This window comes from Candidatus Thiodiazotropha endolucinida, assembly GCF_001715975.1.
GTDB lineage: Bacteria > Pseudomonadota > Gammaproteobacteria > Chromatiales > Chromatiaceae > Thiodiazotropha > Thiodiazotropha endolucinida.
Genome location: NZ_MARB01000021.1, coordinates 56,011 through 74,348, shown reverse-complemented (window position 1 = coordinate 74,348; position 18,338 = coordinate 56,011). Strand labels below are relative to the sequence as shown.

Here is an 18,338-nt window from a genome sequence, read left to right as displayed (position 1 = left end):
CTCGTCGCTCATTTGGAATAACCAAACCTCTCTCCTCGCGCCCCGAAGGAAGTGCCCTTGGGGTGCGCCTTGATTGGTGCTTTTTCAGGCACAACAGGGCGTATTGGATTAGTGTTAACAGGCCCTAGTTGCTAAGCACCTATCTGACGAGTTAGGTTCCCTGATACTCAACCCTCATCAGCGGTCAGTTTACCTTCACCAATCCTTCCGAAATCACTCTTGCCTGTAGCTTTTTCTTTGATTTTACGTTGACGACGGGTATCAGGTCGCCGGGATTGCCGTTTTTCATTGCCTTACCCTGCATGCGCACTTCGATACCGCCTGCGGCTGCCAGAATGGTGACCTGCTCGCCTCTGCTCACGGTCTTTTGGACTACCAGTGAGGTAGGTGTAACGACCTTGTCCCTGCGGAGCGCACGCTTCAGTGTTCGGCCCAAAACCTGGTTGACCGACTCATAATAACCTCTCAACAATCGTGTAGTATCCGAAATTTCCAGTTTCACGTCGGCTGTTGTGATGGCCTGGCCCCTTGCAAGGTCCCGTTTCGCGATTACCACCGGCAGTTCAAGACCGACCTTGGCGGAGACGTAGAGTGACCAGGGCGCCGGGCTTTCACATCGTACACCGACCGAAGTACGTCCCATTTTACTGCCACCGGGCGGGCTGAATGTCTTCAATGGGGTATCGCACTGCCGCAATTTGAGGCGATGATCCAACGGTGTGATGACGATTTTTGCATCTTCGTTCTGATTTGCGACTGTCTGCATCAGATAGTCCTTGACCGCTGCAACGATTGAGTGATGGGATTGATGGTGCCCACTCTCACCATGGCTGATCGCAGCGGCCGAAAACAGGAGAATCGCCAATACCGCCTTAAATGTCGCCTTAACATGCATCATGATAATAGTCTCTCGATTGACTGCTTAAATACATGCAATCGCCATGCCGTGAATTTGACAGGTGGGGGATGCGCCTTGGTCGAAAATCGTCTGGATGACGCCATGCAAATTAAATCAGGTGGTTAGTTGGCTTTCTCACTGCGGATTATGGCCCGGCAGCTGTCTGTTCTGTGCTGTGGATGGGATTTTAATTTCTCCTGCCACATAAAGACTTAGGTTGATTGGACATTACTAAAGGTCGCTCTGTTCAAGCCGCCATACTCATTATGATGGGTTTCTCTATGTGTGGGGTGTTATACCATGGCTGGCGTCTTGGACAGTGTCGATCAAAGAACCAAACTAGCCGGACAGAACCGGCTGGAATTGCTGCTCTTTCACCTGCAGGGACGTCAGATCTTTGGCATCAATGTATTCAAGGTGAAAGAAGTCGTGCAGTGTCCGAAGCTGACTGAACTGCCCGGTTCTAATCCGGTCATTCGCGGTGTGGCCTCACTCAGGGGCAATAATATACCTGTGATGGATCTGAGTAATGCCATAGGCGGTCCCAGGATGGACGAGGTAACGAACTATTTCATCATCATCACCGAATATAACCGTCGACAACTCGCCTTTCTCGTGGCTAGCGTCGAGCGTATCGTCAACACTCACTGGGAAGATATCCTGCCGCCTCCGAAGGGCCTGGGACGCAGCAGTTACATGACCGCGGTAACGAATATCGATGAAGAGCTGGTTGAGATCATTGATGTGGAGAAAATTCTCAGTGAAGTTTTGGGTATCGATGAGGAATTGACGCAACCAGTGGAGGAGACAGGGGCCGACTTGAGTAAGTTAAAGATACTGGTTGTTGATGATTCGATGGTGGCGCGCAACCAGATCAAAAAAGTTTTGAATGAAATGGGCATAGAGGTCGTGCAGGCGAAAGATGGCAGCGAGGCGCTGAGTTTGTTGCAGGAGTGGTCTGAAGCGGGCGACCTGAATGACTGGTTGGCGATGGTGATTTCCGATATTGAAATGCCGAAAATGGATGGCTACTCTCTTGTGACGGCGATACGGGAAGACCCGAAACTCTCTGATCTGTATGTCATTTTGCACTCTTCTTTGAGCGGGGTATTCAATGAAACCATGGTGAGGAAAGTGGGTGCCGACCATTTTCTCGCTAAATTCATGCCGGATGAACTGGTCGGCCGGGTGACCGAGCGTCTCAAAAGCTTGGCTTAACACTATATCTGATAAATTAAAAAGAACATTTATTTATAATGTACCATCGGTCAGCCACGATTTCGCCTGCGGATTATGAGGCGTTCAAGTCATTTCTGCAGCAGGCATGCGGAATATTGCTGGGTAGCGGAAAGGAGTATCTGGTCGCCAGCCGACTGAATAATATTATAAAGGAGGCGCAGGTCGATTCCCTGGGCGCCTTGCTTGATTTGATTCGGTCACCTGCCCATTCACACCTGAAGGTGAAGGTGATCGATGCCATGACCACCAATGAGACCTTCTGGTTTAGGGATATCGGCCACTACATCCTCTTGAAAGAGACCATCCTGCCCGATCTGAACCTGAAACGAGGGGGCTCGATTCGTATATGGTCGGCCGCCTGTTCGAGCGGTCAGGAGCCTTACAACATCAGTATGATCGCGGAAGAGTATCAAGGCCTGAAACCCTCGGCCAAGCCGGTGCAGATTGCCGCTACGGATATCTCGAGCAAGATGTTGGATGAGGCGCGTTCAGGCCTCTATTGCGGTCTGGCTGTTGAAAGAGGCCTGACTCCGGAGCAGAAAAAGAGATTCTTCCTGGCAAATGAGCGTTGCCTTGAAGTAAAACCTGAGATCAAACGCCGTGTCAGCTTCAGCTCGCTTAACCTGGCGGGCAGTTATCACGGTCTTGGGAAATTCGACGTGATTTTTTGCCGTAACGTGCTCATCTACTTCTCCAATGAACTGAAGCGGGATATCGTCGATCGGATGGCTAATACGCTGAATCCCGGGGGTTACCTGTTTCTGGGGTCCACAGAGTCGATCAACCAGCTGACGACTCGCTTTGAGATGAAGGTGGGACATGGCGGTATCTCCTATCGCTTGAAATCCTAAACGGCAATGCTTGCCGTATTGCGGCACCCGCTTGCCGCATTCCTGTTTTGATAAACCGGTCTTCGCCTGCGTGAATCGGTCGCTAGGCGCTATTCACGGTAATCGGCTAACCGGCTTTTACCCTATCGGCGGGCCTCGTTTTCCCGGTACTGAAATAGCCCACCCTCTGTGGTGCCGGCCCTGGCGGCCTCTATCCTGCTACTCCGATTGGATACCGCACCCTATGCGGCGTCGATGGGCCAAGCCTGAAAAGCGGACAATCGCCTTAAATTAACAGCGGTTTGCAAGTTTGGCACACTCCCTGCATCTTCAGTGGCAAAGAGAGCTGTGGAGCTATCCATGAACTTTGACAATCTGTTTGGAATACATGAGAGGGCACTGGTACTGCGTTCGCAGCGGGCCGAGGTCCTTGCCGCGAATCTGGCCAATGCCGACACGCCGGGCTACAAGGCCCGGGATTTCGATTTCAAGGCGCTTCTGAACAGTGAAATGAACAGTTCCACTCGATTGAGAACCACTGACAGTCGTCATATCCAACCTGAAACGGGCCCTGTGCCTCCTTCGCAACTACTCTATCGTACTCCCATGCAGCCGTCTCTGGATGGCAATACGGTGGATACCGAAAGGGAGCATGTGGCGTACAGCGGCAATGCGATCGAGTACCAGGCAAGCCTCAGTTTCATCAACAGTAAGATCAGTGGCATACGTAAAGCGATAAAGGGTGAGTGAGCATGTCTCTATTCAAGATCTTTGATACGGCCGCATCGGGTATGAGCGCACAGAGTCTGCGTCTCAATCTGGTCTCCAGCAACATGGCCAATGCCGATGCGGTTAGTAGCAGTATCGACCAGACCTATCGGGCCAGGCAACCGGTATTCCAGACCCTGTTGGATCAGTCCAACCCTGACGCGGCAGCGAGTGGCGTGCGTATGGCGGGAGTGGTCGAAAGCCAGGCGCCGCTGGTCCAGGAGTACTCGCCGGAACATCCCCTCGCCAACGAGGAGGGTTATATCTTTCGCCCGAATGTGAATATGGTGGAAGAGATGGCGAACATGCTTTCCGCTTCACGCTCCTATCAGGGCAATGTGGAAGTGGCCAACTCAGCCAAACAACTACTGCTCGCCACCCTGCGTATGGGTCAGTAAGGAGATAGCCATGACAGCCATCACGAATCGATACGATCTGTATGAAGATATCGGTCTGACCAACAACAGCATCAAACAGGAAAAGGAGCAGGGTCAGCTGGGATTGGAGGATTTTATGCAGCTTCTGGTGACCGAGTTGACACACCAGGATCCCTTCAAACCGATGGAAAACTCCGAAATGGCGACTCAGGTATCCCAGTTCGCCACGGTGTCGGGAATCGATGATCTGAATAACTCATTCAATGAACTGCGAAGCGCGCTGACTTCCGATCAGGCCCTGCAAGCGGCCAATCTCGTCGGTCGTGATGTGCTGGTTGAGAGCAGTGTCGGTGCGTTGGCGAATGGCGAGCCGCTGCAGGGCAGCATCGTGCTTCCCTCCTCGGCGGGCAATGTCCGGGTGCTGATATCCGATCAGTCCGGCGCCCTGGTCCGCGAACTGCAGCTTGGCACCCATGAAGCCGGGCAGGTTGCCTTCAGTTGGGATGGCTATGACGATGCCGGCGACTATGTGGGCGACGGACTCTATCAGATAAGTGCGATTGCCAACGTGGATGATGCGGAGATGGCGCCCAGCACGCTGGTATCAGCAGAGGTCGAGAGTGTCAACCTGGGTGGGCCCGGCGGTGTTCAGCTCAACCTGGGCGGTCTAGGCCAGATCTCCATGAATGACGTGGCGCAAATTCAATAGAACATAAGCATCAATGCAGCGAGCGTTGATTGCAGATAGAGAAGAGACAGGAGAATAGAGATGGCATTTCGTATTGCTCTGAGTGGATTGGATGCGGCATCCACCGATCTTGATGTAACCGGTCACAATATCGCCAATGCGAGCACGGTCGGTTTCAAAGAGTCGCGTGCCGAGTTTGCTGATATCTATGCCAATTCCATCAGTGATGTCAGCAGTTCTGTGCCGGGTAGAGGTGTTCGCGTGACCCGAGTTGCGCAACAGTTTTCCCAGGGCAGTACAGAATTCACATCCAACAACCTGGACCTGGCGATCAACGGAGAGGGTTTCTTCGTGATGGAAGATACAGCGGGTGACGTAACCTATACCCGTGCCGGCGCCTTCAGTGTGGATCGGGATGGAAACGTGGTGGATCATACCGGATCCAGGGTGCAGATCTTTCCCCGTATCGGTACGACCGGAACTCTGTTCAATACCGGCGATACCTCCGATCTGAATCTACCCGTGGTCTCGGGTACGCCTCAGCCAACCAGCAATATCGAGGCAACCCTCAATCTGAGTGCGGCGGAACTGCCGCCGGTAGTTACTCTCGATCCGACAGCGCCCACCTTTACCTTCCCGCCGGATCCACAGAGTTACAATCATTCCACTGCGACCACAATTTATGATTCTCTGGGAACGGCGCATACGACAACCATGTTCTACAGCAAGGTGGCTGATAATCAGTGGAATGTCTTCACCTTTGTGGATGGCGTCAATGTCACTGTGGGCGGCAATGCATTCGCGGATGTTCAGTTCACGACAGCTGGCGCCCTGGATACCGGTGTGGGGGATGTGGATGCCCTGGGTAACGTAGCCATAGATACCTTCAATCCGGGCGGCGGTGCCGCCGATATCACCACGCTGACCTTTGGCTACAGCGCATCAACCCAGTTCGGTTCAGGCTTTTCCGTAAATGAACTGAGTCAGGACGGCTTTACATCGGGTCGTTTGAGTGGCGTGGATGTGGATGGCACGGGGGTCGTATTCGCTCGCTTTACCAACGGCCAATCAGAGCCCTTGGGTAAGATCGCCATGGCCCGTTTCAGCAATAATCAAGGGCTGCGCCAGATTGGCGATACCAGTTGGGCGGAGTCTTTCGCCTCCGGCGATGTGCAGTTGGGTGAGGCCGGTACCAGCAGTTTCGGGCTGATACAGTCCGGTGCGTTGGAGAATTCAAATGTCGATCTGGCCAAGCAGTTGGTCAATCTGATTACCGCTCAACGTAATTTCCAGGCCAATGCGCAGGTCATCACCACTGCGGATGCCGTTACCCAGACAGTTATCAATATCCGTTAAGTAGGCTGGGTAGTCGCCACTTTTGTCCTCAGTGTACGGGGGGCGGGAGTGGCGATTTTTTTTGGAACTTTGAATTGGTTTGTTTCTTGCAATGTTCCAGTTAAAGCGATAGTGCCAGCTGAATTAATGAACAGGAGCAACCCATGGACCGTATGCTTTATATCGCCATGAGCGGGGCAAAAGAGACCCTGATAGCACAGGCCAGCAACTCCAATAACCTGGCCAATGTGAATACACCGGGCTTCATGGAGGATCTCAACCAATTCCGCAGTATGCCCGTATTCGGCCAGAGTTACCCGACCCGTGTCTATGCGTTGGATGAACGCCCCAATATCAACTTCGACAAAGGCAGCATTCAGTCCACCGGTAACCCCCTCGATCTGGCAATCAAGGGTGATGGTTACTTTGCAGTTCAGGCAGCTGACGGTTCGGAGGCCTACACGCGTCGTGGCGATCTGAAGGTCGACGCCAACGGCCTGGTGACGAACGGCGAGGGTTTGCCGCTGATCGGCAATAGCGGGCCGATCGCCTTGCCGCCCTATGAGCGCCTGGAGATCGCGCCTGACGGCACTATCACTATTTTGCCGGAAGGTTCAACTCCCGAGGCGCTGGCGATTGTCGATCGTATCAAGATGGTCAATCCCGACACGGAGCAGTTGTTCAAGGGAGAAGATGGCCTGATGCGTCTGCTGGAGGGCGAAGAGTCGGATGCGGATGCCGCAACCGAGCTGGTATCCGGCGCCCTTGAGAGCAGTAACGTCAATGTGGCCGACACCCTGGTTACCATGATCGAGCTGGCGCGCAAGTTTGAAATGCAGGTCAATATGATGAAGACCGCCGAGGATCTGGACAATGCCTCGGTTCGACTCATGAGTATGAGCTGATGTTGGCAAGTAAATTGCTCTTATTCAGATAGAGAGTTTATTGAATCGTTGCACGGCAACGGATGACTCACCAGATTAAACAAGTACGAGGAAGAGACTATGTACCCGGCACTCTGGATCGCAAAAACCGGATTGGATGCACAACAGACCAACATGGCTGTGATCTCCAACAATCTCTCCAATGTCAATACCACCGGTTACAAACGGGACCGGGCCGTGTTCAACGACTTGATCTACCAGAATCTGCGACAGGTAGGGGCCCAGTCCTCCGAGAATACCGAGCTGCCGTCAGGTCTGATGGTCGGCACCGGTGTGCGTGTGGTAGCGACCCAGAAGGAGCACAGCCAGGGCAATATCGTACAGACGGGTAACTCATTGGACGTGGCCATCCAGGGAAAAGGCTATTTTCAGGTACTCCATCCCGACGGTAACATCGTCTACACCCGTGACGGCACATTCAGCCTGACCGCCGACGGCAATATCGTTACACCCAACGGTTATGAGCTGCAGCCGGCGATGACCGTGCCAAGCAACGCCATCAGTCTGACCATCGGCTCGGACGGTGTGGTCTCGACGTTGGTATCAGGTAACAACACCCCGACCCAGATCGGTCAGATCGAACTGGCCTATTTCGTCAATCCACAGGGTCTGGAGCCGATCGGTGACAATCTCTATCGCGAGACCAATGTCAGTGGTGGTGTCAATACCGCGATACCCGGCACCGACAGTACCGGTACCCTGATCCAGGCCGCACTGGAGAGCTCGAATGTGAATGTGGTCGAGGAGCTGGTCAACATGATCGAGACCCAACGTGCCTATGAGATGAATTCCAAGGCCATCTCCACCACGGACGAGATGCTCTCCTATGTTAATCAGCAACTCTGACAGGAGCGGGGCTGATGGATAGTTTACGCACAATCACACTGATAACCATTATGATGCTGCCGCTGTTGGCGGGATGCTATAACACCACTCCGACGCGTGATGCCGCTTACGCCCCGATTCGACCCGTGATGCCACCACCGGCGCCAAAGGGTAATGGCGCTATTTACCAGGCCGGCTATGAGCAGGCCTGGTTCGAGGATATTCGTGCCCGGCGCGTTGGTGATCTGCTGACGGTGAATCTGGTTGAGAGTACCCAGGCGAACAAATCGGCTACCACCACCACCGCGAAAACCACCAGCAACAGTATCACCAATCCAACCCTGTTCGGTCAGTCGATGCAGTTCAACGTACCCGGCTTCGTACCGGTACCCAACAACAAAGACGTGGGGCTTGGTTTCAGTCTCGATTCGAGTCACGATTTCAGCGGCGACGGCAGCGCCACCCAGAGTAACGCCCTGAATGGCAAAATCACCGTCTCCGTAATCGAAGTGCTGCCCAACAACAATCTCTATGTCAGGGGCGAAAAGCGGATCGGCATCAATCAGGGAACCGAGTATGTCCGCCTCTCCGGCATCGTAAGGCCAAGGGATATCTCGCCCGACAATAACGTGGACTCCACGCGGATCGCCGATCCGACCATTACCTACGTCGGTGAAGGCGCCCTGGCGGATGCCAACTCCATGGGTTGGCTGGCTCGGTTCTTCAACAGTGTGCTCTCGCCCTTCTGAGGTGTCATGCAATGAACGTTATCGTACACAAAGTTATTTTCGCGTTTTCAATCATTCTGTTGGCCAGCCAGGCCGCATGGGCGGAAAGGATCAAGGACCTGGCCTCTATCCAGGGGGTGCGCACCAATCAATTGATCGGCTATGGCCTGGTGGTGGGTCTGGATGGAACAGGCGACAAGGATACCGACTCGCCCTACACCATCAACAGTCTCAAGAATATGCTTTCCCAGCTGGGTGTGCAGATACCCAGCGGCACCAATATGAAACCGAAGAACGTTGCTGCGGTTATCGTGCATGGCGACCTTCCTCCCTTCAGCAAGGTAGGTCAGAAGATCGACGTCACTGTCTCATCGCTTGGCAATGCCAAAAGCCTGCGTGGTGGCACCCTGTTGATGACCCCACTGAAAGGCGCCGACGGCAAGAATTACGCCTTGGCCCAGGGCAACCTGGTGGTGGGCGGGTTGAGCGCGGAGGGTTCTGACGGCTCCAAGCTGACCGTTAACATTCCCAGCGCGGGGCGCATCCCCAACGGGGCGACCGTGGAACGCGAAGTGCCGAACAACTTCAATCAGGCGCCGTTATTGACCCTCAATCTCAACGATGGGGATTTTACCACCGCCATGCGTGTGGCGGAGTCGATCAACCTCACTATCGGTCCCGGAACGGCCAAGGCTGTCGATGCCACTTCGATACGGGTCAATGCGCCTAAGGATCCCGGCCAGAAGGTCACTTTCATCTCCATGCTGGAGGAGCTGGAGGTCAATCCCGGCAAGACTTCGGCCAAAGTCATCATCAACTCGCGTACCGGCACGGTGGTCATCAACAGCCAGGTCCGGGTCTACCCGGCGGCGGTCTCCCACGGCAACCTGGTGGTCAGTATCAGTGAAGAGACCGCGGTCTCCCAGCCTGGTCCCTTTGCCAGGGCAGGGCAGACGGCCGTGGTGCCGCAGAGTCAGGTTACGGTTACCGAAGAGGGCATGGACCATATGTTTCTGTTCAATCCGGGGGCGTCCCTGGATGACGTGGTGCGTGCCGTCAACCAGGTGGGCGCCGCTCCCAGCGACCTGGTAGCCATCCTCGAGGCCTTGAAAGAGGCCGGCGCCCTGCGTGCCGAACTGTTGGTGATCTGATGAACACGGCGACCTCTGCCCTGTATCACGATTTTTCGGGACTCACGGCCCTGAAGCATCAGGCGCGTGAGGATCAGGCGGGAACGGCTGATCAGGTTGCGCGTCAGTTTGAATCACTGTTTGTGCAGATGATGGTCAAACAGATGCGCCAGGCCAGTTTCGGCAATGGCTTGTTCGAGAGCAAACAGAGCGAATTCGTTCGAGATATGTACGATCAACAGCTCTCCCTGCACCTTTCAGAGCAACGTGGCCTCGGCATGGCGAAGCTGCTGCGCAATCAGCTTGGTGTGGAGCAGGCAGTGAAGACGCAGCCGAATACCTCACTTGAGGCATACTGGCAGCACCCGTCCGTGTTGGCAAAGGGCCGTGTCACGGCTGCCGCGAAAGCCGATAACACAGCTGCAGAAGATCGGCCGTCAGTCAACATCGACTCACCGGAATCCTTTGTGGAGGCGCTTTGGCCGGCTGCCGACAGCGCTGCGCAAGCGTTGGGATTGCCGACTGAGGCATTGCTTGCCCAGGCGGCCCTGGAGACCGGCTGGGGGGGGCATGTGATGCGGTCCGCGGATGGCGGAAGCAGCCATAATCTGTTCGGCATCAAAGCCGATCAGCGCTGGAGCGGTGACCGGGTCAGGCAGGAAACATTGGAGTTTGAACAGGATGTCGTGGTTCGCCGGCGCGAGTATTTCCGTACCTATGGCTCATACGATGAGAGTTTCAGGGACTATGTGACCTTTCTCAAACAGAATCCCCGCTATACAAATGCCCTGCAGAATACTCAGGATGCCACGCAATACTTCAAGGCACTGCAGGATGCGGGGTACGCCACCGATCCCGACTATGCGGAAAAAATAGTACGGGTGATGCAGGGGCCGGAGATGCAGACCGCCCTCAACCGGCTTAAGGGATCGCTCCGACAGTCGATACAGAGTGAAACAGAGGCGATTTAAGTGAGCATACTATCCATCGGTGTCTCAGGGTTGATTGCCAATCGGCATGCCTTGGACACCACAGGGCACAATATCTCGAACGTCAACACCGAGGGCTACAGCCGTCAGCGGATTGACTTCAATACCAGAGAACCCTTCCTGAGCCCGGCCGGGTATCTGGGGACCGGTGTTGAGAGCTCTGAAATCCAGCGCCAGTATGACGGCTTCGTGGCCGGGCAGATGCGCACCAGTCTGACGGTCTCTTCCGACTTGAGGGCCTACTATGGGGAGGCTCAGCGACTCGATGACCTGGTGGCGGATCCGGATGCCGGGATCCAGCCGACCATCCAGAACTTTTTCGATGCCCTGCAGGGATTGGCCGATGATCCCACCTCGATTCCAGCCCGTCAGCTGGCACTGACCGAGGCGGAATCGATGGCAGACCGATTCCACTATTTCAACCAGCAGTTCGATGACACCCGCACCAGGACGAATGGTCAGATCGGGTACAATGTCGGTGAAATCAACCGTCTTGCGCAAAACATCGCCGATATCAATGCAGACATCAAACTCGCCTACGGCAGTACCCCGAATGATCTGTTGGATAAGCGGGACCAGTTGGTCAACGAACTGTCGGAACAGGTCGATATCCAGATCCTGCAGCAGACCGATGGGGCATATAACGTGTTTATCGGCAGGGGCCAGCCACTGGTGATGGACACCGCTGCCGCCACGCTAGGCACCCAGCCCTCCGGTCTCGATCCCAGCCACCTTGAGATTACGTTCAACTACTCATTCGGTACCCAGATCATTACCGACCAGATCAGCGGCGGCACCATCGGCGGCTTACTCAGGTTTCGTAACGAGATTCTCGATCCAACCCAGGACAGGGTCGGGCTGGTCGCTCTCGGTATTGCAGACCAGCTCAATACCCAGCACCAGCTGGGTCTCGATCTGGATGGTTTGGTCGGCGGTGCGCTCTTCAATACCAGCTCAGTACAGGTTCTACCACAGCCGGGTAACGGCAGTTCCATCACTGTCGATTACGATAATGTGAGTAATCTGACCGGTAACAGCTACGAGCTGATCTATGACGGGGCCGATTTTATCTTGCAAAATCTGGTCTCCGGTACAACCCAGACCCTGGCGGCGGGATCCAATATCGTTGACGGTCTCGATATCAATATCAACGCCGCCGGTGCGGTAACCGGGGATACCTTCCTGATTCAGCCCACCCGAACGGCCTCCCTGGATATCGATCTTCTGATCAACGATGTGAGAAGGCTGGCGGCCGGCGGTCCCGTGCAGGTGAGGCCTGCCGTTGATGGCAACGGCAACCCGCTGAATGGCGGTGACGCCCGCGTCACACAGCCGGCGAACAGCTCCATGGCCGGACTGCCACTGGCCGGTGGCGATATACAACTGGTCTATGACGATCAGGGTGGACCGACCAGCGGTTTCGAGGTCTACTATCCGGGTTCGGTACCTGGTGTTGATCCCTTCGACGATTTCATCGTCTACGACAATCTCAATACTGCGGCGATAGCAGGTACCCAGGTACCAAGTGCCCAGTTCGCCGCCTACGGCGGCATCAGTTTCGCTATTTCAGGCGTGCCCGCGGATGGCGACAGTTTCACCATCAGCAATAACACCAACGGCAGTAGCGATAATCGCAATGCCCTCTCTCTGCAGAATCTGCAAAACCAGAATCTGTTACTGGGCGGAACGGCTACCTTTGATGCAACCTATATCCAGATGGTCTCGGATGTGGGTTCGAAGACACGTCACGCGGAACTGAATCTGGGAGCCCAGGAGAGTCTGTTGGTGCGCTCGCAAGAGGCGATGGCGGAGATATCGGGTGTCAACCTCGATGAAGAGGCGGCCAAGCTGATCCAGTTTCAGCAGGCCTATCAGGCGTCGGCACAGGTGATATCGGTTGCCGGCACCCTCTTCGATACTCTCATAGGCGCGGTCAGGAGGTAGGGGTATGAGTCGGATTTCCACATCCATGCTGTTCGACCGGGGTATCAACAGTATGCTCGAACGCCAGTCTGCAGTCAGCAGGGCGCAGCTGCAGATCTCCACCGGTAAACGCATCCTGACACCCAAGGACGATCCACCCGGCGCTGCCTATGTGCTCGATCTGCGTACCTCCATTACCCAGGTTGAACAGTATCAGAACAATGCCGACAGGGCTCAATCCCGACTCGAGCTGCAGGAAGCCACGCTGAGGGGGGTGGATGATCTGTTGCCGCGCATCATGGAGTTGGCCATACAGGGGCAGAGTGATACCTACTCTGCAGCGGCGCGTCAGGCCATCGCCGAAGAACTGCGCCAGCTTAATGATGAGTTGATGGCATTGGCCAATACCCGGGACAGTGACGGTGAGTTTATCTTTGCCGGTTATGATGCCGACACCATTCCATTCGGCAATCCCGCCGACGGTGTGTTCGCCTATGGCGGTGACATGGGAATCAGAACCCTGCAAATCTCGGCAACCCGACAGGTTCAGGACCGGGAAAATGGCTTCGATGTGTTCATGAATATAGAGACTGCAGCGGGCGGAAGACGAAATATCTTCGAAACCGTACATGGCATTATCGCCGGCATGGAAGCAGATGCGCCGAACAGCGCATTCATGGACGACCTGCAACTGGCTCAGGAACATGTGGTTTCGGTCAGGGCACGCGGCGGCGCGCGCCTGAATACCATCGATCAACAGCGCTTTATCAATGAAGACTTCATCTTCACCATGCAAAGTGCGCTTTCCGAGACCGAAGATCTGGATATCGCAGAGGCGATCAGTCGCTTTGAACAGGATCTGGTGGCATTGCAAGCGGCACAGCAGACCTTCAACATGGTGCAAGGCCTTTCACTCTTCAATTATCTCTAAACGGCAGGACGCTGCGGGCTGCTGTCGAGCCGCAGAGCCTGCCCGTCTTGCAACAGATACTCCAAAGTCCCGTATCAGGCAGTCGAAACCGATCTTCGCTGAATCGATGCGCGTGTAGGTCTTTTGCGAAAAATTAGGGAAGCTAAGGCATAGGATATTGCTTCCTTACGGAAGACGATCGGTAATTCTTATAAACTCCAGTATAATCAATAAGTAACGCTGACTGATGGGAGGCGGGGCGCAGGTGGGTAAAGTGTGATATGGGTTAAAGTTCCAGGGCTGGGGGCCGCTACAAATATCGGAGGCGGTAAATACCAAAATTGTTGGTATATCCGCTAAATGCAAATCACCGGTGATAGAGCGCTTAGATAGATGCCGTCGCCGGTTCGATAGAGGAATTAGATCATGGCAATCACAGTCAACACTAATGTATTCTCCCTTGCGGCACAGAAAAACTTAGGTCGCACCCAATCCAACCTTGAAACCGCAGTACAGCGCCTCTCATCAGGCCTGCGCATCAATATGGCGAAAGACGATGCCGCCGGCCTCGCTATCGCACAACTGCAAACCGGTCAGGCACGGGGCATGACAGTCGCCCAGCGTAATATCGCGGACGGTATCTCCTATCTGAGCGTAGCTGACGCTACCCTGCAGACTGTCAGCGACATGATGCAACGTCAGCGTGAACTCGCAGTGCAACATGCCAGCGGTCTCTACACCGCAGCCCAGCAGGGTTATATGTCGACCGAATTTGATGCCCTGACAACCGAGATCACGGACGCCTTGGCTCGTGCAACCTTCAACGGCGCAGCAGTGTTCGGAGGTGGTGGTACCATTCAGGTCGGTGCCAACGCCGGTCAGACCATCGCTGTCTCCTCAGCCTCACCTGCCCATACCGCGACCATCAGCAGTATCGCGTCAGTGGACACAGACCTCAATGCAGTGGCAGCCGAACTGGCTAACGTCGGTAGTCTGCAGAGCCGTCTGTCATCGGCCTCTCGCGTAGCCGCTTCCATCGAAGAGGCACAATATGCGGCCGCCGGACGCGTCATGGATGCGGACTTCGCCCGTGAAACTGCCAGAATGACCAGTGCTCAGGTCGTACAGCAGGCTGGTGTGGCCGCCTTGGCGCAGGCCAACTCTCTGCCACAGCTGGCCTTGGGTCTGCTTAGTTAAGGACAGCCGTGGGGGTGGCGTTATCGGCCACCCCCATGATTTAGCGGAACAAATAGGTTAGGGTGTGATCATGCCAAACGTAATCAACAATTTGGCCAATGAGTATGCCTATAAGCGCGATGTCTCCAAGACTGCTCAGAGTCCCGCTGCGCAGAATCTGACCCCTTCTGATGAGGGGGAGAAGAAACAGGCGGCGGATGTTGAACAACCGTTGGTTATCGACAGCAAAGCGCTGGCGCTCAACGTCGAAAACCTGACGCAGATTGTCAACCGGAATCTCGAGTTCAGTATTGATCAGGAAACCGGAACCCAGGTAATACGGGTAATCGATTCCGATACCGGTGAATTGGTCAGGCAGATTCCCCCGGATCAGATCTTGCATGTTATTTCTCATATAGAGGAGATGCAGGACGAGCTGTTACCGGGCGTCTTGTTGGATGACAGGGTTTAAACGTAGTACTCATACAATTGGTGAGGCTTAGCTAATCATGGCAATCGGCTTTTCAGGCATTGGTGCCGGGAGCGACTGGAACAGCATTATCAATCAGCTGTTGCAGATTGAGTCGCGACCGCTCGATCAGCTGCGCACACGTGAGAAGGAGATCGATCAGCAGATCAGCGACTATGGACTGATCAAGAGTGCTATCGACACCTTCAAGAGCACTGTGGAAGATTTGACCACCACGACAGGTCTGGCGGTTTTTTCCACCAGCTCCAGCGACGAATCCGTGGTGACCGTCAGCGCCGATGAAAACGCGGCGGTGTCGAGTTACGACATCGTTGTGGACCACCTGGCGAGCGGGGATAAGCTGGCTTCCTCCGCTTATACCGACAGCAATACCGCAGTCGGTACGGGCAGTTTGTCGATCACCGTCGATGGGTCGACCATGAATCTGACCGTGGATGGCAGCAACAACACGCTGGCGGATCTGCGTGACGCCATCAACAGCGCTGCCGACAATCCCGGTGTTGCGGCCACCATCCTGAATGAGAGTGGCGGCAGCCGCTTGATCCTCACCAGTCAGGAGACCGGTGCGGCGAACGCCATTTCAGTCAGCTTCGTGGATGGCGATGACGGCAACAATACCGACGCCAATGGTCTCTCCAGACTTTTCCATATCGGTGCCGGCGGCGATGGCCTTGCCGAACAGGTGGATACAGCCCAGGATGCGCTGCTCTACATAGATGGTTTCACCGTCAATAGTGCATCGAATTCAGTGACTGGGGCCGTATCGGGCGTTACCTTTGAACTGGTGGCTGCCGGCAGTGCTTCAATCGGAATCACCCGGGACAACACCAGGATCGAGGAGAAGATCCAAGGGCTGGTCGATGCCTACAATACGGTGATGGAAGAGTTCGAAGCAATGGAAGCGAGCTCATTGGGTGGCGACAGCAGCCTGCGCAGGATGAGACAAGGTTTTGTCGATGTCCTCAATCAGGTCGCAACCGTGGATGCCGCCAATGCCTATCTGTTTGAGATCGGTATCACTCGCGACAGAGAGGGTGTTCTCTCCCTCGATAGCAGCGATTTGGCGGATGCATTGGTCAACGATTTTGATCGTGTGTCGCAGATCCTGACCGATGAAACCACAGGATTTGCAAACCGTTTCTATAACTACGCCGATCTGTTGCTGGATGTCGGTGGGGTTATCGAAGCCAAAGATGAAAGTTTGAACAATCAGAAGGACAATGTGCAGACTCAGATCGAGCGGGCGGAACTGCGCCTGGACGATTATGAGAAAAAACTGATCGCTCAATTTACAGCTTTGGATCAAACGGTTGCTATACTGCAAAGTACCAGCAGCTTTCTCACCAGTCAGCTGGCTTCCATCCAGAACAGCAGCTGAGCATATGCAAAATTGGCTTAACCCGGATAGCTTGAAGGTCTAATAATGGTAAGTAACTCAGCAATAAACAGTTATCGTCAAGCAGCTTCATCTGAAGCCATGTATGCCACCCCCTTCCGCCTGGTGCAGATGCTGATGAACGGAGCCCTGGACGGCATCTCCAATGCAAAAGGCTCGATTCAGAGAAAGGAGCATGAAGCGAGGCATAACGAGATCAACTGGATCATCTCCGTGATCGATGCCCTGCGTGGCGCCCTGGATTTTGAGAAGGGCGGTGAGATAGCCAATAATCTCGACATGCTCTACGACTACATGATTCGCCGTCTGTTTGAGGCAAACATACACCAGGATACTGAGGCGCTCGATGAAGTGGCATCACTTCTGAAAGAGATCAAAACCGCCTGGGACGCCATGCCTGAAGCAATTCAGAACGCGAAAAATATCAAAGACGTGGTAAAAACCACCTGAAAACCGGCTCAACACCTCACCTCTGACAGGAGTAGCCTGTGACTCAGCTCGTGCAGAACCTCAATCTTGCCTTGGAGTTGAGTCAAGAGATCGTACGTCTCGCCGGCGAGAAACGCTGGTCTGATATGGATGAACTCGATCGACAGCGGATGCGGATCCTGGAATCGATCTTTGCCGATCCCGAAATGCGGACCGGACACAGGGATTTCGAAGATCAGCTGGAGCAGATCGTGGCATTGAACAACCAGGCAATGGCGATTTGTACCGAGGCGAGAGAGGGTGTCATACAGGATGGCAAAAGGTTGAAACTGGGCAAGGAGGCCGTTCATGCCTATCTGAAACAGTCATACGATTGATTCGGTCCTGTAGACCTATCGGTCAGCTGAGAATCAACTCAATGACCACCTTACTGCCGAAATAGGCGAGCATCAATACCACAAAGCCGCTGAGGGTCCATGTCAGGGCCATCTGTCCGCGCCATCCGAAGCGATAACGTCCCCATAACAGGGTGCCGAAGACCACCCAGGCGATGATCGACAGTACGGTCTTGTGGGCGAGACGCTGCTCGAACATATTTTCCAGAAAGGCGAATCCTGAGAGCAGGGCCAGGCTCAATAACACAAAACCCACGGCGATCATCTCGAACAGCAGACTCTCCATGGTCTGCAGCGGGGGGAGGGCGCGTATGAAGCCACCCGGATGGCGTTGTCGCAGATGATGATCCTGTATGGCGAGCAAAACAGCCTGCACACTGGCCAGGGTGAATAGGCTATAGGCCAGCATGGAGACCAGGATGTGGATAGTCAGGCCGCTGGAGAGCTGGTCGGTTATGAAGTGGACTGTCTGAAATCGGCTCTCCAGGTAGAGAGCGATTGCTGCGAGGGGCATGATAACGATACCCAGGTTCTCTACCGGCTTGCTGATGCTTGAGACCAGCAGCAACAGGGTGATGGTCCAGGCGATCAGGGACATGGCATTGAAAATACCTAGATTGATACCCGAGGATGAGATCAGATTCTGATAGTGGGGGATGGCGTGCAACGCCACACCGAGAAACCCCAATCCCAGTGCCAGAACGCGGGAACGCACCAAACTTTCATGGGTGCGGAACAACCGCAATGCCAGGATCGAGCCGGCGGCCAGATAGGCGATAATGGCGAGTGTGGCGATCAATGTCCTGTAAATCCTTATCAACAGATGGGAATCAGCCGCGATGTTCGCATATTTTCCTGTTGCAGTGAA

At 54.6% G+C, this 18,338-nt stretch carries 20 protein-coding genes; 18 read left to right on the top strand and 2 right to left on the bottom strand.

Annotated elements, in window-relative coordinates; all coding sequences use genetic code 11:
* Nucleotides 1–184 precede the first annotated feature (184 nt).
* Nucleotides 185–898, bottom strand: coding sequence for a flagellar basal body P-ring formation chaperone FlgA (gene flgA / locus CODIS_RS16075; protein ID WP_069126986.1), 714 nt, complete (start codon nucleotides 896–898; stop codon nucleotides 185–187).
* Nucleotides 899–1,198: 300 nt separating this feature from the next.
* Here flgA and CODIS_RS16070 point away from each other — a divergent pair, with 300 nt between their 5' ends.
* The 18 genes from CODIS_RS16070 (at nucleotide 1,199) to fliT (ending at nucleotide 17,452) form a co-directional block, all read left to right on the top strand.
* Nucleotides 1,199–2,116: a chemotaxis protein CheV gene (locus tag CODIS_RS16070; protein ID WP_069126983.1), complete on the top strand. Its 918-nt coding sequence runs from the start codon at nucleotides 1,199–1,201 to the stop codon at nucleotides 2,114–2,116.
* A gap of 38 nt (nucleotides 2,117–2,154) precedes the next feature.
* On the top strand, nucleotides 2,155–2,988 hold the full coding sequence (locus tag CODIS_RS16065) for a CheR family methyltransferase (RefSeq protein WP_069126981.1): 834 nt from the start codon (nucleotides 2,155–2,157) through the stop codon (nucleotides 2,986–2,988).
* Between the two features lie 339 nt (nucleotides 2,989–3,327).
* Nucleotides 3,328–3,717 carry a flagellar basal body rod protein FlgB gene (flgB, locus tag CODIS_RS16060; RefSeq protein WP_069126978.1) on the top strand — a complete coding sequence of 130 codons (390 nt, stop codon included), beginning with the start codon at nucleotides 3,328–3,330 and terminating at the stop codon, nucleotides 3,715–3,717.
* A gap of 2 nt (nucleotides 3,718–3,719) precedes the next feature.
* Nucleotides 3,720–4,133, top strand: coding sequence for a flagellar basal body rod protein FlgC (gene flgC / locus CODIS_RS16055; RefSeq protein ID WP_069126976.1), 414 nt, complete (start codon nucleotides 3,720–3,722; stop codon nucleotides 4,131–4,133).
* Nucleotides 4,134–4,143: 10 nt separating this feature from the next.
* Nucleotides 4,144–4,821, top strand: coding sequence for a flagellar hook assembly protein FlgD (locus CODIS_RS16050; RefSeq protein WP_069126973.1), 678 nt, complete (start codon nucleotides 4,144–4,146; stop codon nucleotides 4,819–4,821).
* A 60-nt stretch (nucleotides 4,822–4,881) separates the two neighbouring features.
* Complete coding sequence (gene flgE, locus CODIS_RS16045; protein ID WP_069126971.1) at nucleotides 4,882–6,156, top strand: flagellar hook protein FlgE; 1,275 nt, start codon at nucleotides 4,882–4,884, stop codon at nucleotides 6,154–6,156.
* A gap of 143 nt (nucleotides 6,157–6,299) precedes the next feature.
* On the top strand, nucleotides 6,300–7,040 hold the full coding sequence (locus CODIS_RS16040) for a flagellar basal body rod protein FlgF (protein ID WP_069126968.1): 741 nt from the start codon (nucleotides 6,300–6,302) through the stop codon (nucleotides 7,038–7,040).
* Nucleotides 7,041–7,139: 99 nt separating this feature from the next.
* Nucleotides 7,140–7,925 (top strand): flagellar basal-body rod protein FlgG, encoded by a 786-nt coding sequence (gene flgG, locus CODIS_RS16035; protein ID WP_069126965.1) that lies wholly within the window; start codon nucleotides 7,140–7,142, stop codon nucleotides 7,923–7,925.
* Nucleotides 7,926–7,939: 14 nt separating this feature from the next.
* Nucleotides 7,940–8,653 carry a flagellar basal body L-ring protein FlgH gene (flgH, locus tag CODIS_RS16030; RefSeq protein ID WP_069126963.1) on the top strand — a complete coding sequence of 238 codons (714 nt, stop codon included), beginning with the start codon at nucleotides 7,940–7,942 and terminating at the stop codon, nucleotides 8,651–8,653.
* 11 nt (nucleotides 8,654–8,664) lie between these two features.
* Nucleotides 8,665–9,783: a flagellar basal body P-ring protein FlgI gene (locus CODIS_RS16025; protein WP_069126960.1), complete on the top strand. Its 1,119-nt coding sequence runs from the start codon at nucleotides 8,665–8,667 to the stop codon at nucleotides 9,781–9,783.
* Nucleotides 9,783–10,733, top strand: coding sequence for a flagellar assembly peptidoglycan hydrolase FlgJ (gene flgJ / locus CODIS_RS16020; protein ID WP_069126959.1), 951 nt, complete (start codon nucleotides 9,783–9,785; stop codon nucleotides 10,731–10,733). The genes CODIS_RS16025 and flgJ overlap by 1 nt, the downstream gene beginning before the upstream one ends.
* Nucleotides 10,734–12,695: a flagellar hook-associated protein FlgK gene (gene flgK, locus CODIS_RS16015; RefSeq protein WP_069126958.1), complete on the top strand. Its 1,962-nt coding sequence runs from the start codon at nucleotides 10,734–10,736 to the stop codon at nucleotides 12,693–12,695.
* A 4-nt stretch (nucleotides 12,696–12,699) separates the two neighbouring features.
* A complete protein-coding gene (gene flgL / locus CODIS_RS16010) occupies nucleotides 12,700–13,605 on the top strand; it encodes a flagellar hook-associated protein FlgL (protein WP_069126957.1) in 906 nt (301 codons plus the stop codon).
* 405 nt (nucleotides 13,606–14,010) lie between these two features.
* Nucleotides 14,011–14,781: a flagellin N-terminal helical domain-containing protein gene (locus tag CODIS_RS16005; RefSeq protein WP_069126956.1), complete on the top strand. Its 771-nt coding sequence runs from the start codon at nucleotides 14,011–14,013 to the stop codon at nucleotides 14,779–14,781.
* Nucleotides 14,782–14,851: 70 nt separating this feature from the next.
* Nucleotides 14,852–15,232, top strand: coding sequence for a flagellar protein FlaG (locus tag CODIS_RS16000; RefSeq protein WP_083220819.1), 381 nt, complete (start codon nucleotides 14,852–14,854; stop codon nucleotides 15,230–15,232).
* A 37-nt stretch (nucleotides 15,233–15,269) separates the two neighbouring features.
* Nucleotides 15,270–16,628, top strand: coding sequence for a flagellar filament capping protein FliD (fliD, locus tag CODIS_RS15995; RefSeq protein WP_083220818.1), 1,359 nt, complete (start codon nucleotides 15,270–15,272; stop codon nucleotides 16,626–16,628).
* 45 nt (nucleotides 16,629–16,673) lie between these two features.
* On the top strand, nucleotides 16,674–17,096 hold the full coding sequence (fliS, locus tag CODIS_RS15990) for a flagellar export chaperone FliS (RefSeq protein WP_069126954.1): 423 nt from the start codon (nucleotides 16,674–16,676) through the stop codon (nucleotides 17,094–17,096).
* Between the two features lie 38 nt (nucleotides 17,097–17,134).
* Nucleotides 17,135–17,452 (top strand): flagellar protein FliT, encoded by a 318-nt coding sequence (gene fliT / locus CODIS_RS15985; RefSeq protein WP_069126953.1) that lies wholly within the window; start codon nucleotides 17,135–17,137, stop codon nucleotides 17,450–17,452.
* Nucleotides 17,453–17,474: 22 nt separating this feature from the next.
* Here the strand turns inward: fliT and CODIS_RS15980 are convergent, their stop codons facing one another.
* Complete coding sequence (locus CODIS_RS15980; protein ID WP_069127001.1) at nucleotides 17,475–18,281, bottom strand: cytochrome C assembly family protein; 807 nt, start codon at nucleotides 18,279–18,281, stop codon at nucleotides 17,475–17,477.
* Nucleotides 18,282–18,338 lie beyond the last annotated feature (57 nt).

Bases quoted from the DNA above. Each gene is read 5' to 3' on its own strand.
- fliS (WP_069126954.1), top strand. From the start codon at position 16,674: ATGGTAAGTAACTCAGCAATAAACAGTTATCGTCAAGCAGCTTCATCT.
- flgL (WP_069126957.1), top strand. From the start codon at position 12,700: ATGAGTCGGATTTCCACATCCATGCTGTTCGACCGGGGTATCAACAGT.
- flgA (WP_069126986.1), bottom strand. From the start codon at position 898: ATGATGCATGTTAAGGCGACATTTAAGGCGGTATTGGCGATTCTCCTG.
- CODIS_RS16050 (WP_069126973.1), top strand. From the start codon at position 4,144: ATGACAGCCATCACGAATCGATACGATCTGTATGAAGATATCGGTCTG.
- flgH (WP_069126963.1), top strand. From the start codon at position 7,940: ATGGATAGTTTACGCACAATCACACTGATAACCATTATGATGCTGCCG.
- CODIS_RS16040 (WP_069126968.1), top strand. From the start codon at position 6,300: ATGGACCGTATGCTTTATATCGCCATGAGCGGGGCAAAAGAGACCCTG.
- CODIS_RS16070 (WP_069126983.1), top strand. From the start codon at position 1,199: ATGGCTGGCGTCTTGGACAGTGTCGATCAAAGAACCAAACTAGCCGGA.
- CODIS_RS16025 (WP_069126960.1), top strand. From the start codon at position 8,665: ATGAACGTTATCGTACACAAAGTTATTTTCGCGTTTTCAATCATTCTG.
- fliD (WP_083220818.1), top strand. From the start codon at position 15,270: ATGGCAATCGGCTTTTCAGGCATTGGTGCCGGGAGCGACTGGAACAGC.
- flgB (WP_069126978.1), top strand. From the start codon at position 3,328: ATGAACTTTGACAATCTGTTTGGAATACATGAGAGGGCACTGGTACTG.
- CODIS_RS16005 (WP_069126956.1), top strand. From the start codon at position 14,011: ATGGCAATCACAGTCAACACTAATGTATTCTCCCTTGCGGCACAGAAA.
- CODIS_RS16000 (WP_083220819.1), top strand. From the start codon at position 14,852: ATGCCAAACGTAATCAACAATTTGGCCAATGAGTATGCCTATAAGCGC.
- flgJ (WP_069126959.1), top strand. From the start codon at position 9,783: ATGAACACGGCGACCTCTGCCCTGTATCACGATTTTTCGGGACTCACG.
- flgE (WP_069126971.1), top strand. From the start codon at position 4,882: ATGGCATTTCGTATTGCTCTGAGTGGATTGGATGCGGCATCCACCGAT.
- flgG (WP_069126965.1), top strand. From the start codon at position 7,140: ATGTACCCGGCACTCTGGATCGCAAAAACCGGATTGGATGCACAACAG.
- flgC (WP_069126976.1), top strand. From the start codon at position 3,720: ATGTCTCTATTCAAGATCTTTGATACGGCCGCATCGGGTATGAGCGCA.
- CODIS_RS16065 (WP_069126981.1), top strand. From the start codon at position 2,155: ATGTACCATCGGTCAGCCACGATTTCGCCTGCGGATTATGAGGCGTTC.